We start from the raw sequence: 15,266 nt of genomic DNA, 5'->3' as shown, positions 1-15,266 counted from the left end.
ATGCGGGGGTGGCCGCTACAACGGGATTTCGGGGCCTGCTAAAGGCCGTTTTCCCGCATTCCGGCCAGCTGGTCGGCAACGCGTTGCGCCGCACGGCGTAACGCCTCTGCGTCCGGTCCGTGGCGCAGCAACTCGCGGGACGAGGCGGGCAGCAGTCCGGGCAGGTCAGGGCCGAACACCGCGTGCAGATCGGCCACTGTCGCCCCTTGCGCGCCGAACCCGGGCGCCAGCACCGGACCGTTGAGCCGCGCCAGATCCACTTCTCCGGGCGCCACGGTGGCCCCTACGACCACGCCGACGTCGCCATAAGGCTCCACCCCTGCGTTGTGCTCCGCGGCCGCGTCCACGACGCTCTGAGCCACCGTGCGGCCGTCCGGCAACCGCGCGCTCTGCAACGCATGCGCTTCGGGATTCGACGTCCGCGCAAGCACGAACAGCCCATTGCCCGCTTCGCGCGCTGCCGCCACGGCCGAGTCGAGCGACCCGAAACCCAAATACGGCGAAACTGTGGCCGCATCGGCCGAAAAAACTGCCTTTTCGGCCACGTACGCGGCGGTGTACGCGGCCATAGTGGAGCCGATGTCGCCACGTTTCACGTCGAGCAGCACCAGCGCGCCGGCGTCGTGCACGGTGTCGATGACGCGCTCCAGCACTGCCACACCGGCCGGGCCGAACGCTTCGAAGAACGCCGACTGCGGCTTCACGATCGAAACGACCGCGCCCAGCGCCTCGGCGGCGCCGAGGGCGAACCGTTCCAGCCCGCCGGCATCCAGCGGAAGGCCCCACGACTCGATCAGGCCCGGATGTGGGTCGATCCCGGCGCACAGCGGGCCACGGGCGGCGACCGCAGTCGCCAGCCGTGCCCCGAACCGTATCGTCATGACGTCGCCTTCAGGGCGGCCTGCAGGTCTTGCAGGCTGCGTACGCCGATATCTCCGCGAATCAGCGCTTCGATGCCGTGTACAGCCGCGGCAGCGCCCTGCACTGTCGTGATGCACGGGATGTCCCGCGACACCGCGGCGGTGCGGATCTCGTAGCCGTCGACGCGGGGGCCGCTGTTCCCGTAGGGCGTGTTGATGACCATGTCCACGCCACCTTCGAGGATCACGTCCACGATGTTCGGCTCGGCCTCGGTCGACCCTTCGTAGTGCTTGCGCACGCTGGAGCAGGGAACCCCGTTGCGCCGCAACACTTCCGCGGTGCCGGTCGTGGCCAGGATCTCGAACCCGAGATCGGCCAGCCGCTTCACCGGGAACACCATCGACCGCTTGTCGCGGTTGGCCACCGAAACGAACACCCGGCCGGAGGTCGGCAGCGAGCCGTACGCGCCGTGCTGCGACTTCGCGAACGCCTGCCCGAAGGACACGTCCACGCCCATCACCTCGCCGGTGGACTTCATTTCCGGGCCCAGCAACGAATCCACGCCGTGTCCCTCCGGCGTGCGGAAGCGGTGGAACGGCAGCACGGCCTCCTTGACCGCGACCGGCGAATCGGCCGGCATCCGCCCGCCGTCGCCTTCGGCGGGCAGCACGCCCGAAGCGCGCAGATCCTTGATCGAGGAGCCGGTCATGACCAGGGCCGCAGCCTTCGCCAGTGGCACCGCTGTGGCCTTCGAGACGAAGGGCACCGTGCGCGACGCACGCGGGTTGGCCTCCAGCACGTACAGCACGTCGTCCTTCAGCGCGTACTGCACGTTCAGCAGCCCGCGTACGCCGACACCGCGCGCGATGGCTTCTGTGGAACGACGTACGGCTTCAAGGTCCTGCGCGCCCAGCGTGATCGGCGGCAGTGCGCACGACGAGTCGCCGGAATGGATCCCGGCTTCTTCGATGTGCTCCATCACGCCGCCCAGGTACAGGTCGTCACCGTCGAAGAGCGCGTCAACGTCGATTTCGATCGCGTCGTCGAGGAAGCGATCCACGAGCACCGGGTGCTCGGGCGTGACCTCGGTGGCACGGTGGATGTAGCCGGCCAGCGTCTCCTCGTCGTAGACGATCTCCATGCCACGCCCGCCGAGCACGTATGACGGCCGTACAAGCACCGGGTAGCCGATCTCGTCCGCGATCCGCTTCGCACCTTCGAACGACGTCGCGGTGCCGTACTTCGGCGCGGGCAGCCCGGCGTTACGCAGCACTTCGCCGAAGGCGCCGCGGTCCTCGGCCAGGTTGATCGCCTCCGGCGGCGTACCCACCACTGGCACCCCGGCGTCTGCGAGCCGCTCCGCGAGCCCGAGCGGCGTCTGCCCGCCCAGCTGCACGATGACGCCCGCGACGGTGCCCGACTGCTGCTCCGCGTGCACCACTTCGAGTACGTCCTCGAAGGACAGCGGCTCGAAGTACAGCCGGTCGGAGGTGTCGTAGTCGGTGGACACCGTTTCCGGGTTGCAGTTGACCATCACGGCTTCGAATCCGGCCTCCCGCAACGCGATCGCCGCGTGTACGCAGGAGTAGTCGAACTCGATGCCCTGCCCGATCCGGTTCGGGCCGGAGCCGAGGATGAGCACCTTCGGCTTGTCGCCCTGCGCCGCGACCTCCGAAGTGGCCGCGGGGTCGGTCTCGTAAGCCGAGTAGTGGTACGGCGTCTTCGCGGCGAACTCGGCGGCGCAGGTGTCCACGGTCTTGAACACCGGCCGTACGCCGAGCCGGTGCCGAAGGGTGCGTACGCCGTCTTCGCCGGCCAGCTCCGGACGCAGTGCCGCGATCTGCCGGTCCGACAGCCCGGTGCGCTTCGCGCGGCGCAGCAGTTCGCCGTCCAGTACCGGTGCTTCGCGGACCTCCGCGCCGACCTCGCCGATCAGCGCGATCTGGTCGATGAACCACGGGTCGATCTCGGACGCCTCGTGCACCTGCTCGACCGTGGCGCCGAGCCGCAGCGCGCGCTCCACTTCGTACAGGCGCCCCTCATGCGGCACCCGCAGGTCGTCCAAAGTGGACTCCAGGGTGACGCCTTCGGGATCGGGCCGCGTCCAGAACCCGGTGGCCTTGGTCTCGATCGAGCGCATCGCCTTGCCGAGCGCCTCGGGGAAGCTGCGGCCGAAGGACATCGCCTCGCCGACCGACTTCATCGTGGTGGTCAGCGTCGGGTCCGCGCCCGGGAACTTCTCGAAGGCGAACCGCGGCACCTTCACCACGACGTAGTCCAAAGTGGGCTCGAACGCCGCCGGGGTCTCGCCGGTGATGTCGTTGCGGATCTCGTCGAGGGTGTAGCCGATGGCCAGCTTCGCGGCGATCTTGGCGATCGGGAACCCGGTCGCCTTCGAGGCCAGCGCACTGCTGCGCGACACCCGCGGGTTCATCTCGATCACGACCATCCGGCCGTCGTCCGGGTTGAACGCGAACTGGATGTTGCAGCCGCCGGTGTCCACGCCGACCTCGCGCAGCACCGCGATGCCGACGTCGCGCATCTGCTGGTACTCGCGGTCGGTCAGGGTCATCGTCGGCGCCACGGTGACGCTGTCGCCGGTGTGCACGCCCATCGCGTCCACGTTCTCGATCGAGCACACGACCACGACGTTGTCGTGCTTGTCGCGCATCAGCTCAAGCTCGTATTCCTTCCAGCCGAGCACGCTCTCCTCGATGAGCACCTCGGTCACCGGCGACTCGGCCAGCCCCGTGGAGGCCAGCCGCTCCAGGTCCGCCGCCGTGTGCGCCATCCCCGAACCCAGTCCGCCCATAGTGAACGAAGGCCGGATCACCACCGGCAGCCCCAGCTCCGCGACCGTCTCGCGGACCTCCGCCATGTCGTGGCACACCCGGCTGCGCGGCACCTCGCCACCGATCGTGCGCACGATGTCCTTGAACTTCTGGCGGTCCTCGCCACGCTGGATGGCGTCGATGTCCGCGCCGATCAGCTCCACCCCGTAGCGCTCCAGCACCCCCCGCTCGTGCAGGGCCACCGCGCAGTTCAACGCGGTCTGCCCGCCGAGCGTGGCCAGGAGACAATCGACCGGCCGCCCTGCGTCCTTCTCGGCGGCGATCACCTTCTCCACGAAGTCGGGCGTGACCGGCTCGATGTAGGTGGCGTCGGCGAACTCCGGGTCGGTCATGATGGTGGCCGGGTTGGAGTTCACCAGGCTCACCCGCAGCCCTTCGCCACGCAGCACCCGGCAGGCCTGCGTCCCCGAGTAGTCGAACTCGGCGGCCTGGCCGATCACGATCGGCCCGGAGCCGATCACCAGCACGTGCCGGATATCCGTCCGTTTGGGCATCAGTTTCCTTCTTTCACCAGGCGCCGCAGACCATCACGGAAGGCCTGGAAGCTTGCGGAGCGGTTGTTCTCTACGTCCATGTGCGGGGCAATGTCGCGCGCTGCGCGGACTTTCGCGAGCCCCTTCGCGTGATAACCGTGTTTTCGCAGCAGGTGCTCGAGACCTTCCCAGGCGCCGCCGGGAACCGACTCCGGATCCCGGAACTTGGCCTGGCCGCCCAGGCTGGCCGGAACCCGCGGGTAGGCCGCGTGCAGTGCCGGCACATCGCCGAGGAACCACGCCTCGAGTTCTTCGATCACGATGCGGACGAGCGTGGCGTGGGCGGGCAGCCCGGCCGCGGCGGCCATCTCCACGATCCGGGCTTTGAGCTCGACGCAATCGTCGTCGTCCCGATCGAGCAGGATGACGACACGAAGCCCGGTCATCGCCCAGTAGCGCGCGTAGTCACCGAGCCGGATCGGCAGCCGGCGGAGCAGATTTTCCTTACCGTGGAAGGAAACGACTTCGTACTCGAATCCGGGGACGATCTTCGGCAGCAGGTCGGCCAGCGCCGCTTCAGCCGACGGCTCTTCGACGAGGATCTCCAGGCGGGAAGGCGCGAGCACGGTCACCGGTGCCCCGCGAGTGGGTCGCCGAACCGGAAGTACCCCTCGGTCCACAAGTCGCCCAGCGCGCCACCGGCGTCCACCATGTGCACGATCCGCTCGTCGTCCGATATCCGTTTCACCTGCGCGTGCCCGTCCCCGGCGCGGGCGAACGCCCAGACCTCGTCCGGGCGTGAGGCGTCCACGAACCCAGGAGCGTGCGTCGCGACGATGACCTGCTCCGCGGCCGCGCCGCGAACGTCCTCGGCCAGGAGGTAGTGCAGGCGCGGATGTACCTGGTTCTCCGGCTCCTCCAGCAGGGCCACCGTCAGAGGGCTGCGCAGCGCGACCAGGTAGCCCAGCAGCAGCAGTGTGCCGTCGGAGATGTTCTCCGGCAAAATCGGCTGTTCCAGGCCCTCCTCCTTCAGCAGCACGACTTCGCTGCCGTCGCCGAGCCGAAGCGTCGACACGTCCTCCAGCCCCGGGACGTAACGGCGCAGGGACCCGAGCACCTCCGCCCACTCCCCCGGCGAGTGCTCTTTCAGTGCCTCGACGCGCGAAGCGAGATTGCCGCCGTCCGGGTCGAGGCTGGTGCTCCGGCGAGTGCCCCGGGTACCCGACCGGATGGCGGCCACATCCAGGTCGATGACGCGGACTCGGCGCATGAAGTGCCGGAACGTGGTGAGGTACCGGTTCCCGGCGAGCGCACCGAACGCGCGCACACCGAGATCCGTGGCGGTGGCCAGGTCCTGGGTACGCCAGTCCTCGTCCACGGAACCGCGAAGCCGACCTCGCCCCGAGTGGAGATCAAGGATGCCGACCAGCTCTTCCGGGTCGCCCGGAGACCACGAGAGCCGTTCGACCACCGCGACTGGTACCTCGTCCTCCTCGGCCAAGTGCAGTTCGTAGACGAAGAGCGCGCCGTCCTGGCGGCACCACACCTCGATCTCCACCGGCCCCGCCGACTCACGACTGCGGATCTCGTCCAGCCCTTCGCGGCGCCACCAGGCCGCTTCGAGTCCGTCATCGAGCGATTCGGCGACGAACCTCAGCACGTCGAAGACCGTGGACTTGCCGCTGCCGTTCGGCCCGACCAGCACGGTCACCGGGGTGAGGTCGCCGAGTTCCAGATCCCGGAGTACCCGGTAGTTCCGGATCCGGACACGCTCGATCCCCGTCACCAGCCCGGAACCGACCGTCATGACCCGGCCTTCTTCTCCGGTGTCTTGCGGGATACCCGCGCCCAGTCGTCCCCCGCCCGCGGGGCTCCGCCAGTGTGGCGCGCGCGGGACTCCATGAGATTCACGAACTCGTCGAACAGCGGAGCAGCGTCGTGCGGACCGGCCGCCGCCTCGGGGTGGTACTGCACCGAGAACGCCGGCACGTCGAAGGCGCGCACACCCTCGACCGTGTCGTCGTTCGGGCAGTAGTGGCTGATCTGCGCGGCGCCGTACGGCGAATCGAAGCGTTGCCCCGGCTCGCCTTCGAGGGCGAAGCCGTGGTTCTGCGCGGTGATCGCCACGCGGCCGGTGGCCACGTCGATCACCGGGATGTTGATGCCGCGGTGGCCATAGCGCATCTTGTACGTGGTCAGGCCCAGGGCACGGCCGAGGATCTGGTTGCCGAAGCAGATGCCGAACAGCGGGATTTGTTGTTCCAGCACGGTTTTCGTCAGCGCGGTGGCGTGTTCGGTGGTGGCCGGGTCGCCGGGGCCGTTGGACAGGAAGACGCCGTCCGGGGCCAGGGCGAGCAGTTCCTCCGCGGTGGTACGGCTGGGCAGCACGTGCACCTCGATGCCGCGCCGGCTCATCAGCCGCGGGGTGTTCGCCTTGATGCCGAGGTCGAGAGCGGCCACCCGGAACCGTCGTTCGCCGCGGGCTTCGACCACGTACGGCCGATCGGTGGAGACCTCGCCGGCCAGGTCGGCGCCCTTCATCTGCGGGCTCGCCAGCACCTGCTCGACCATGTTCTCGTCGGTGTCCAGCGCCTCGCCGGAGAACACTCCGGCCCGCATGGCCCCGCGCTCGCGCAGGTGGCGGGTCAGCGTGCGAGTGTCCACTTCGGAGATCCCGACCACGCCCTGGCGGACCAGCTCGTCGTCCAGGCCGCGGGTGGCGCGCCAGTTCGACGGCGTGCGCGCGGGATCGCGGACCACGTACCCCGAGACCCAGATCCGGGCCGACTCGTCGTCCTCGTCGTTCCAGCCGGTGTTGCCGATCTGCGGTGCGGTCTGCACCACGATCTGCCGGTGGTAGGACGGATCGGTGAGGGTCTCCTGATAGCCGGTCATCCCGGTGCAGAACACCGCCTCGCCGAGCGTCCGCCCGCGGGCGCCGTAGGCCGCGCCACGGAAGATCCGGCCGTCTTCCAGAACCAGCGCGGCCGGGCCGCGGGTGCCGTTCGCGGTGCTCACTGGGCACCTCCCTTGATGTCGTGGGGGGAAAGCTTGTCAATCCATTGTGGATAGTCGTCGAGATCGTCGCCGCGGAACCCGGTGTCCAGCTCCAGCTCGCCGAGCCGCCAGGTGAGCACGAGCAGCGCGTCGGTGCCCATCACCTTGCCCGCGATCCGGGAATCGCGGCGCGCGCCGGTGATCGCAGCGCGCGGGATCCAGAAGTCGGGTGCGCCGCCGCGTTCCACGGCGACGCCTTCGGGGTGCAGCCGCCACACCGCGCCGGTGCGCAGCCCGGCGCCGCGGGTCACCACCCGGTCCTGCCAATTGCCCGCGATGGTAGTGCTGAGGTAGAGCCCCGCGGACTCCAGCACGGTCTCGCCCGGCTCCGCGGGAACCTCCGGGAACGGGGGCACCCAGGCGCTCTGCGACCGGGACTTGCGCCGCCAGCCCAGCCACATGCCGTACAGGCAGAGCAGGAAGAAAACCACGATCGCCAGCACGAGCCAGAAGCGCTCCATCAGCGGATCTTCCCTTCCCGCGCAGTGATCCGCCCGCGCAGCAGGGTCGCTGTCACCACGCCGGGCAGCCGCATGCCCTCGTACGGAGTGTTGGCCGCGATGCTGGCCAGCTCGGCGCCGCGCACGGTCCACTCCCCCGCCGGGTCGACCAGCGTCAGGTTGGCGGGCTCCCCGGTGGCGAGCGGGCGGCCGTGATCGGGCAGGTTGCCGATCTCGGCGGGACGCTCGCTCATCACCCGGGCCACGCCGCGCCAGTCGAGCAGGCCGGGCTTCACCATGGTCTCCACGACCACCGACAGCGCGGTCTGCAGGCCGAGCATGCCGGGCCGCGCCGCGTTCCACTCGGTGTCCTTGTCCTGCGGGGCGTGCGGCGCGTGATCCGTGGCGACGCAATCGACGACGCCCTCGGCCAACGCCGCGCGAAGCCGCTCCGCGTCGCTGCCGGTGCGCAGTGGCGGGTTGACTTTGTTGACCGGGTCGTAGGTTTCGAGACGATCGTCGGTGAGCAACAGGTGGTGCGGCGTCACTTCGGCGGACACCTTGGTACCGCGCTCCTTCGCCCAGCGAAGCACATCGACCGTGCCCGAGGTGGAGACGTGGCAGACATGCAGCCGCGCGTTCGCGTGCAGCGCAAGCAGGCAGTCGCGCGCGACGATCGACTCTTCCGCCGACGCGGGCCAACCCGGGTAGCCGAGACGGGACGCCTGTTCACCTTCGTGCGCCTGCGCGCCGACAGTGAGCCGCGGCTCCTCGGCGTGCTGCGCGATCACCGCGTCGAGCGCCGTGGAGTACTCCAGCGCGCGCCGCATCAGCAGGGGGTCGGCGACGCACACGCCGTCGTCCGAGAACACCCGTACGCCCGCGACGCCCTTCGCCATCGTGCCCAGCTCGGCGAGCTTCTCGCCCTTGAGCCCGACAGTGACCGCGCCGACCGGGTGTACGTCGACCAGCCCGGCTTCCTGCCCGCGCCGCCACACGTGATCGGTCACCAGCGCGTTGTCCGCCACCGGGTCGGTGTTGGCCATGGCGAACACCGCGGTGTAGCCGCCGAGCGCGGCCGCGGCGGAACCGCTTTCGACGGTCTCGGTGTCTTCCCGGCCCGGCTCGCGCAGGTGAGTGTGGAGGTCGACGAACCCCGGCAGCAGCACCTGCCCCGCGGCCTCGATCACCTCCGCGCCTTCGGGAACGGTAATCGAACCGATCTCGGCGATCACCCCGTCCCGCACGAGAACGTCGACCGGCTCCCCCTCGCCGTACGGACGGGCGCCCTTGATCACCAAGGCGTTCGCCGCCTCCGAGGGAGGACGTTCGGCGGTCATGCAGCGGCTCCTTCACTGGCCAAGAGGTGGTACAGGACCGCCATGCGCACGTGTACGCCGTTGCGGACCTGTTCAGTCACCGCCGAAGCGGGAGAATCGGCGACCGCGTGCGCGATCTCCATCCCGCGCAGCATCGGACCGGGGTGCAGCACCACGGCGTGCTCCGCGAGCAGTGCTTGACGCCGCTCGGAGAGGCCGTAGGAGATCGAGTATTCGCGCGCCGAAGGGAAGAAGCTCTGCCCTGGGCCCCCGCCAGTCATGCGCTCAGCCTGTACGCGAAGCATCATCACGGCGTCGACCGCGGGCAGCTCGGCGTCGAGGTCGTGCGACACCGTGACGGGCAGCTTGTCGACGCCGACCGGAAGCAGCGTCGGCGGGGCGACGAGCACTACTTCGGCGCCGAGCGTGGTCAGCAGGTGGATGTTGGACCGCGCGACGCGGCTGTGCAGCACGTCGCCGACGATCGCGATCCGGCGGTCCTGCAGGCTGCCGAGACGCTCTCGAAGCGTGGCAGCGTCAAGGAGCGCCTGCGTCGGATGCTCGTGCGTGCCGTCGCCCGCGTTGACCACCGAAGTACCGGCCTCGGCGAGCCAGCCGGACAACCGGTGCGCGGCGCCGGATGCGGGGTGCCGGACGATCATGCAGTCGGCCCCCGCGGCGGCGAGGGTGAGCGCGGTGTCCCGCAGCGACTCGCCCTTGTTCACCGAGGAGCTGGACGCGGACACGTTGATCACGTCCGCGCTCATCCACTTCCCCGCGATCTCGAAGGACACCCGGGTGCGCGTGGAGTTCTCGTAGAACAACGTGATCACGGTGCGGCCGCGCAGCGTCGGCAGCTTCTTCACCTCACGCCCGAGCAGCGTGTGCTTCAGCTCGTCGGCGGTGTCGAGCACGGCCGTGGCGGTGGCCGCGTCCAGCCCGTCGGTGGCGAGCAGATGCTTCACCGGGTTTCTCCTTCCGGCGCGCGAAGCAGCACCGCGTCCCGGCCGTCCGTTTCGGACAGCAGCACGGAGACGCCTTCGGCTCGCGCGGTGGGCACGTTCTTCCCGACGTAGTCGGCACGGATCGGCAGCTCGCGGTGCCCGCGGTCGACCAGCACCGCCAGCTGCACCGCACGCGGGCGGCCGTGATCGCGCAACGCGTCGAGAGCGGCGCCGATCGTGCGGCCGGAGAACAGGACGTCGTCGACGAGGATCACCACCCGGTCGTCGATGCCGCCCGCGGGCAGCTGCGTCTGCTCAAGGGCGCGCGGCGGACGGCGGCGCAGATCGTCGCGGTACAGGGTGATGTCGAGGGCGCCGTGCGGCGGCTCGGCACCGGCGAACTCGCCGATGCGGGCGGCCAGGCGGGCGGCCAGCGGGGTGCCGCGGGTGGGAATGCCGAGCAGCACCGGGTGCTGCTCGGGCGGACCGGCCCCGAGGGCGGTCTTCTCGATGACCTGGTGGGCCATCCGGGCTATCGTGCGCGCGACATCACCGGCCGAGAGCAGCTCCCGCTGCCCCGCCGGCTCCGCCGCGCCACGCGGACGTGACGACAAGGCGGACCTCCTTCCCCGCCTCTCCGGACGGGTCCTTAAAGGACGTCGGCTTCCGGCCGGCGCCGGAAACCGCACCGACAGTAGCAGGGCCGGTCAATCATCCTTCCGAGTGGTCCGAACAGGCCCGTCACCTGCGCGGACGGACGTTCCGCTTGACCTGGTGACAACTATGCGTAACCATTACTCTGAGTATTCGACTCGAGGAGTCCCCGTCCCGGTCGTTCCGGCCGGTGTGGGGTGAGGAAACGGAGAACCACCAGATGGGCGATTACGCCAAGGCGCTCGGGGCCAAGCTCCGCGGGATCCGCCAGCAGCAGGGCCTGTCCCTGCACGGGGTCGAGCAGAAGTCCGGCGGCCGCTGGAAGGCCGTCGTCGTCGGCTCGTACGAGCGCGGGGATCGCGCCGTCACCGTGCAGAAACTGGCCGAGCTGGCCGACTTCTACGGGGTCCCGGTGGTCGAACTGCTGCCGGAGGGCCGGGTGCCCTCGGGTGCCGAGCCCGCCACCAAGATCGTGATCAACCTCGAGCGGCTGCAACAGCTGCCCGCGGAGAAGGTCGGCCCGCTCGCCCGGTACGCGGCCACCATCCAGAGCCAGCGCGGGGACTACAACGGCAAGGTGCTCTCCATCCGCACCGAGGACCTGCGCTCCCTGGCGATCATCTACGACATGACCCCGGGCGAGCTCACCGAGCAGCTCATCGACTGGGGCGTCCTGCCACCGGAAGCCCGGCCGTCCAAAGAGGACTGATCCCCCGCAGGCGGATCGCGCGCGACGTGGTGGGCGTCCCCGGCAGGGGGAAGCCGGGAACGCCCACCACGCGACGGACCGCCCAGGGGTCAGTGCTCGTCGGCAGGGTGCGGTGGCACCGCGCCGGGTGGTGAGCCCGGCCGTTCACCGGCCCGCTCACGGCAACCGAGTTTGCGCCGGGCTCAGCCCCTCCGCCCGTGCGAACGGATCCGTTCGCACGCTCGCCAGGTCCGTCGAGACGGGTGAAAGATGCCGGTCATCCGGCTCCACACCGTGATCAACACCCGATGAACGTCCCTTTTGCCGGGTTACCGCTGCGCACGGTGATCAACTCGCCGACCAGGCGCTCCACCATGATCACCAGCGTTCGGAATCGATTTTCACTCGATCAGGTGATGGCAAGGGGCTTTTGCTCACCGCCGGGTACGACGGCGACCCCCGGACGCGACGAAGGCCGCGTCCGGCGGAAACCAGGAGAACGCGGCCTTCCGAACCTGCCGGCAGCGAGCGGGTTCACACGATCGCTCCCGAACTCGCCCTCAGCGGCCAGGAGAACGAACGATCATCGCCGCAAGCGCTTTGGTGACCGGGCAGACGCAGATGCCGCCTACGGCACACCTACAGCCCACAGAACAAACCTCACCAGTGCGGCACCGCTTCCGAGCGGCGCGAGCCGACCGGCGCCTACCCCGAAGGCGGTGAAGGGTCCCTTCACGGACTCTGAGGCCAGGGCCCCGGCAAAGTTGGTCGGGGGCCCGGCAGCGGGCGATGCGGAGGTGTGTGTGCGACCACCTCGTGGCGTGCGCCGGACCGGTTTCGGGTCCGTGAAGGGACCCTTCACAGACTCAGAGTCCGTGAAGGAGGTCCTTCACGGACCTCCACACCGACTTTGCCGACACCCTGGACCCTAGGGCTGTAAAGGGTCCCTTCACAGCCTTGCCGCCGGGGTTAGTGCTCGGTGACGTGGCCGCGGTCGACGGCGAGGCGGCGGGTGACCGAGACGGCGTCCAGCATCCGGCGGTCGTGGGTGACCAGCAGCAGGGTGCCCGGGTAATCGTCCAAAGCGGACTCGAGCTGTTCGATCGCGGGCAGGTCGAGGTGGTTGGTGGGCTCGTCCAGCACCAGCAGGTTGACCCCGCGGGCCTGCAGCAGGGCCAGCGCGGCCCGGGTGCGCTCGCCGGGCGAGAGCGTGCCGGCCGGGCGCAGCACGTGCGCCGCCTTGAGGCCGAATTTCGCCAGCAGGGTGCGCACTTCCGCGTCCGCGAAAGCAGGGACCTCACGCGCGAATGCCTCGGCCAGCGGCACCTCCCCCAGGAACAACCGTCGAGCCTGGTCGACCTCGCCGACCACGACGCCGGGACCGAGCGCGGCATTGCCCTCGTCGAGCGGCACCCGGCCGAGCAACGCGGCCAGCAGCGTGGTCTTGCCCGCGCCGTTCGCCCCGGTGATCGCGACCTTGTCCGCCCAGTCCACCTGGAGATCCACCGGACCGAGCGTGAACCCGCCACGGCGCACGACCGCTCCGCGCAGCGTGGCGACGACCGCACCGGCACGCGGGGCCGCGGCGATCTCCATCCGCAGCTCCCATTCCTTCCGCGGCTCCTCGACCACCTCCAGCCGCTCGATCATCCGGTCGGTCTGCCGGGCCTTCGACGCCTGTTTCTCGGTGGCCTCACTGCGGAACTTGCGGCCCACCTTGTCGTTGTCGGGGGCCTTGCGCCGGGCGTTCTTCACGCCCTTCTCCATCCACGCCCGCTGCGTGCTCGCCCGGGATTCCAGCGCGGCGCGGGTGTTCGCATACTCCTCGTACTCCTCCCGCGCATGCCGCCGCGCGACCGCTCGTTCCTCCAAATAGGACTCGTACCCGCCGCCGTACGCCCGCACCTGACGCTGGGCCAAGTCCAGCTCCACCACGCGATCCACCGTGCGGGCAAGGAACTCCCGGTCGTGACTCACCAGCACGGTCCCGGCGCGCAGCCCGGTGACGAACCGCTCCAGCCGGGCCAGCCCGTCCAGGTCGAGATCGTTCGTGGGCTCGTCGAGCAGGAACACGTCGTACCGGCTCAGCAGCAGCGACGCCAGCCCGGCGCGGGCAGCCTGCCCACCGGACAGCGACGTCATCGGCTGGTCGAGATCGACGGTCAGGCCGAGGTCCGCGGCCACCTCGGCGGCCCGGTCGTCGAGGTCGGCGCCGCCCAGCGAGAGCCAGCGGTCGAGCGCGGTGCCGTACGCGTCGTCGGCGCCTTCCGCCCCCGCCGTGAGCGCTTCGGTGGCGGCGTCGAGCGCGGCCTGCGCCTCTGCCACCCCGGTCCGGCGAGCGAGGAACTCGCGCACCGCTTCGCCCGCGCGCCGTTCCGGTTCCTGCGGGAGGTGGCCGACCGTGGCGGCCGGCGGGTTCAGGCGGATCTCCCCCGACTCCGGCCGGGCCAACCCCGCCAGCGTGCGCAGCAGCGTGGACTTGCCCGCTCCGTTGACCCCGACCAGCCCGATCACGTCACCCGGGGCGACGACCAGATCGAGTCCGGCGAAGAGAACGCGATCACCGTGGCCCGCGGCCAGGTCCTTCGCGACGAGTGTGGCGCTCATGTCGCGGCCGAGTCTACGGGCACCGCCGCGAGCGGCCGCAGCGTGTGTGTCGAGTGGCGTGATGGTCACTCCCAGTGGGTACTCTGGGCGGGTTGTCGGGGCAGAAAGCAGTCGTATACAGCAGTGAGGTCGGTGAAGAGCAATGGCGGATCCCGCCCCTCCGGTCACTCTCGGTGAGCGGAGGAAGCCGCGCGGCGCGGCGCCCCGCCCGAAGGTGAGCAGGCGCCGGGAGGTGAGCCACGCCAGCGCCCGGTCGTTGCTGATGACCGTGCTCGGTGAGTACGTGCTGCCCCGCGACCGTCCGGTGTGGACTTCGATCCTGGTGGAGGCGCTGGGCCTGCTGGAGGTCGAAGAGAAGTCCGCCCGGCAGGCCCTGGCCCGATCGTCGGCCGAGGGCTGGCTGGTGTCCGAACGGGTCGGCCGCCGCGTGCGCTGGTCCCTGACCCCACCCGGCCGCAGGCTCCTCACTGAGGGCGCCGACCGGATCTACGCCTTCGGCCGCGACGCGCTCGGCTGGCAAGGCCGCTGGCTGATGCTGATCGTCTCGGTCCCCGAGGCGAAACGGGATCTGCGGCACCGCCTGCGCACCCGCCTCACCTGGGCCGGCTTCGGCTCCCCCGTGGCAGGCGTCTGGGTCAGCCCGGACCCCCGCCGCGAACGCGAGGCCCAGCAGATCGTCGCCGAACTCGGCCTCGATGCCCAGGCGATGTCGTTCACCGCCGCCTACGGCGAAATCGGCGGCGAGGAGGGCATGGTCGCGCGTTCGTGGGACCTGTCGGAGCTGACCGACCGGTACGAGGACTTCATCGACCGGTTCACCGGCCTGAGCCCGTCCGGCGGCCGCCCCGTGCTGCGCGCCCAAACCGAGCTGGTGCACGAATGGCGCCGCTTCCCGTTCCTCGACCCGCAACTCCCCGGCGCCCTGCTCCCCGCCGGCTGGAGCGGCACGAAGGCCGCCGAACTGTTCCACCGCAAGCACGTCGAGTGGCGCCCCGGCGCACAGGCGTACTGGGACGACCTGATCGAGACCGAGGAACGCGGGGTCTGAGCCTGACCCCCACCTGCGCTGTTGTGGCACGTTCGCGCAGGTGGGGGCGGTAGGACGACCTCCCTGCGAGCGAGGTGGAGGGACCCGCTAGAGTACTCAGTACGCACTTCACGGGAGTCCGGCGACGGGGTTCCGGCGGGGTGTTGAGTCCGGGCTGTGGCGCAGTTTGGTAGCGCACTTGACTGGGGGTCAAGGGGTCGCAGGTTCAAATCCTGTCAGCCCGACCGGATCGGCCACGTTCACGCAGGTGGACGTGGCTTTCTTCATGTCTGGGCATGACTCAGCCCCGGGGCTGCCCACATTTTGCCCACATGCCCCGGGGC

Annotated in this window: 11 protein-coding genes, 1 tRNA gene and 1 pseudogene; 3 read left to right on the top strand and 10 right to left on the bottom strand. The window is 70.0% G+C overall.

The genetic code is table 11. The annotated features are described in order from the left end of the window. Positions 1-38: 38 nt before the first annotated feature. The 9 genes and pseudogenes from pyrF to pyrR all read right to left on the bottom strand — a co-directional run bounded on the left by pyrF (position 39) and on the right by pyrR (position 10,560). Positions 39-881: an orotidine-5'-phosphate decarboxylase gene (gene pyrF, locus D5S19_RS23440; RefSeq protein ID WP_120025557.1), complete on the bottom strand. Its 843-nt coding sequence runs from the start codon at positions 879-881 to the stop codon at positions 39-41. Then, positions 878-4,207, bottom strand: a complete 3,330-nt coding sequence (gene carB, locus D5S19_RS23435) for a carbamoyl-phosphate synthase large subunit (RefSeq protein WP_120025556.1) — start codon at positions 4,205-4,207, stop codon at positions 878-880. Before carB ends, pyrF begins: the two co-directional genes overlap by 4 nt. Further along, positions 4,207-4,818 carry a DUF4276 family protein gene (locus tag D5S19_RS23430; RefSeq protein ID WP_233574111.1) on the bottom strand — a complete coding sequence of 204 codons (612 nt, stop codon included), beginning with the start codon at positions 4,816-4,818 and terminating at the stop codon, positions 4,207-4,209. Before D5S19_RS23430 ends, carB begins: the two co-directional genes overlap by 1 nt. After that, a complete protein-coding gene (locus D5S19_RS23425) occupies positions 4,815-5,993 on the bottom strand; it encodes an AAA family ATPase (protein WP_120025555.1) in 1,179 nt (392 codons plus the stop codon). Before D5S19_RS23425 ends, D5S19_RS23430 begins: the two co-directional genes overlap by 4 nt. An 80-nt stretch (positions 5,994-6,073) precedes the next feature. Next, positions 6,074-7,204 (bottom strand): annotated as a pseudogene (carA, locus tag D5S19_RS23420) (glutamine-hydrolyzing carbamoyl-phosphate synthase small subunit); the annotation flags it as partial. Further along, a complete protein-coding gene (locus tag D5S19_RS23415) occupies positions 7,201-7,704 on the bottom strand; it encodes a PH-like domain-containing protein (RefSeq protein ID WP_120025554.1) in 504 nt (167 codons plus the stop codon). The gene D5S19_RS23415 and the pseudogene carA, both read right to left, overlap by 4 nt. Beyond that, a complete protein-coding gene (locus D5S19_RS23410) occupies positions 7,704-9,023 on the bottom strand; it encodes a dihydroorotase (protein WP_120025553.1) in 1,320 nt (439 codons plus the stop codon). Before D5S19_RS23410 ends, D5S19_RS23415 begins: the two co-directional genes overlap by 1 nt. Further along, positions 9,020-9,967, bottom strand: coding sequence for an aspartate carbamoyltransferase catalytic subunit (locus D5S19_RS23405; protein WP_120025552.1), 948 nt, complete (start codon positions 9,965-9,967; stop codon positions 9,020-9,022). Before D5S19_RS23405 ends, D5S19_RS23410 begins: the two co-directional genes overlap by 4 nt. Then, positions 9,964-10,560: a bifunctional pyr operon transcriptional regulator/uracil phosphoribosyltransferase PyrR gene (gene pyrR / locus D5S19_RS23400; RefSeq protein ID WP_120025551.1), complete on the bottom strand. Its 597-nt coding sequence runs from the start codon at positions 10,558-10,560 to the stop codon at positions 9,964-9,966. Before pyrR ends, D5S19_RS23405 begins: the two co-directional genes overlap by 4 nt. 260 nt (positions 10,561-10,820) lie before the next feature. Here pyrR and bldD point away from each other — a divergent pair, with 260 nt between their 5' ends. Then, a complete protein-coding gene (gene bldD / locus D5S19_RS23395; protein ID WP_003096372.1) occupies positions 10,821-11,309 on the top strand; it encodes a transcriptional regulator BldD in 489 nt (162 codons plus the stop codon). A 948-nt stretch (positions 11,310-12,257) separates the two neighbouring features. On the opposite strand, the gene D5S19_RS23390 is transcribed toward bldD, so the two are convergent. Further along, a complete protein-coding gene (locus tag D5S19_RS23390; protein WP_120025550.1) occupies positions 12,258-13,895 on the bottom strand; it encodes an ABC-F family ATP-binding cassette domain-containing protein in 1,638 nt (545 codons plus the stop codon). Positions 13,896-14,037: 142 nt separating this feature from the next. Between D5S19_RS23390 and D5S19_RS23385 the strand changes: the two genes are divergently transcribed. Together D5S19_RS23385 and D5S19_RS23380 are read left to right on the top strand one after the other, a co-directional pair. Continuing rightward, a complete protein-coding gene (locus D5S19_RS23385; protein WP_120025549.1) occupies positions 14,038-14,943 on the top strand; it encodes a PaaX family transcriptional regulator in 906 nt (301 codons plus the stop codon). A gap of 150 nt (positions 14,944-15,093) precedes the next feature. Further along, a tRNA-Pro gene (locus tag D5S19_RS23380) sits at positions 15,094-15,167 on the top strand. Positions 15,168-15,266: the final 99 nt, after the last annotated feature.

The organism is Amycolatopsis panacis, from assembly GCF_003600245.1.
In the GTDB taxonomy this organism is placed as follows: domain Bacteria; phylum Actinomycetota; class Actinomycetes; order Mycobacteriales; family Pseudonocardiaceae; genus Amycolatopsis; species Amycolatopsis sulphurea.
The sequence above is the reverse complement of the archived record's forward strand: the minus strand, read 5'-3'. Positions and strand labels throughout refer to the sequence as shown.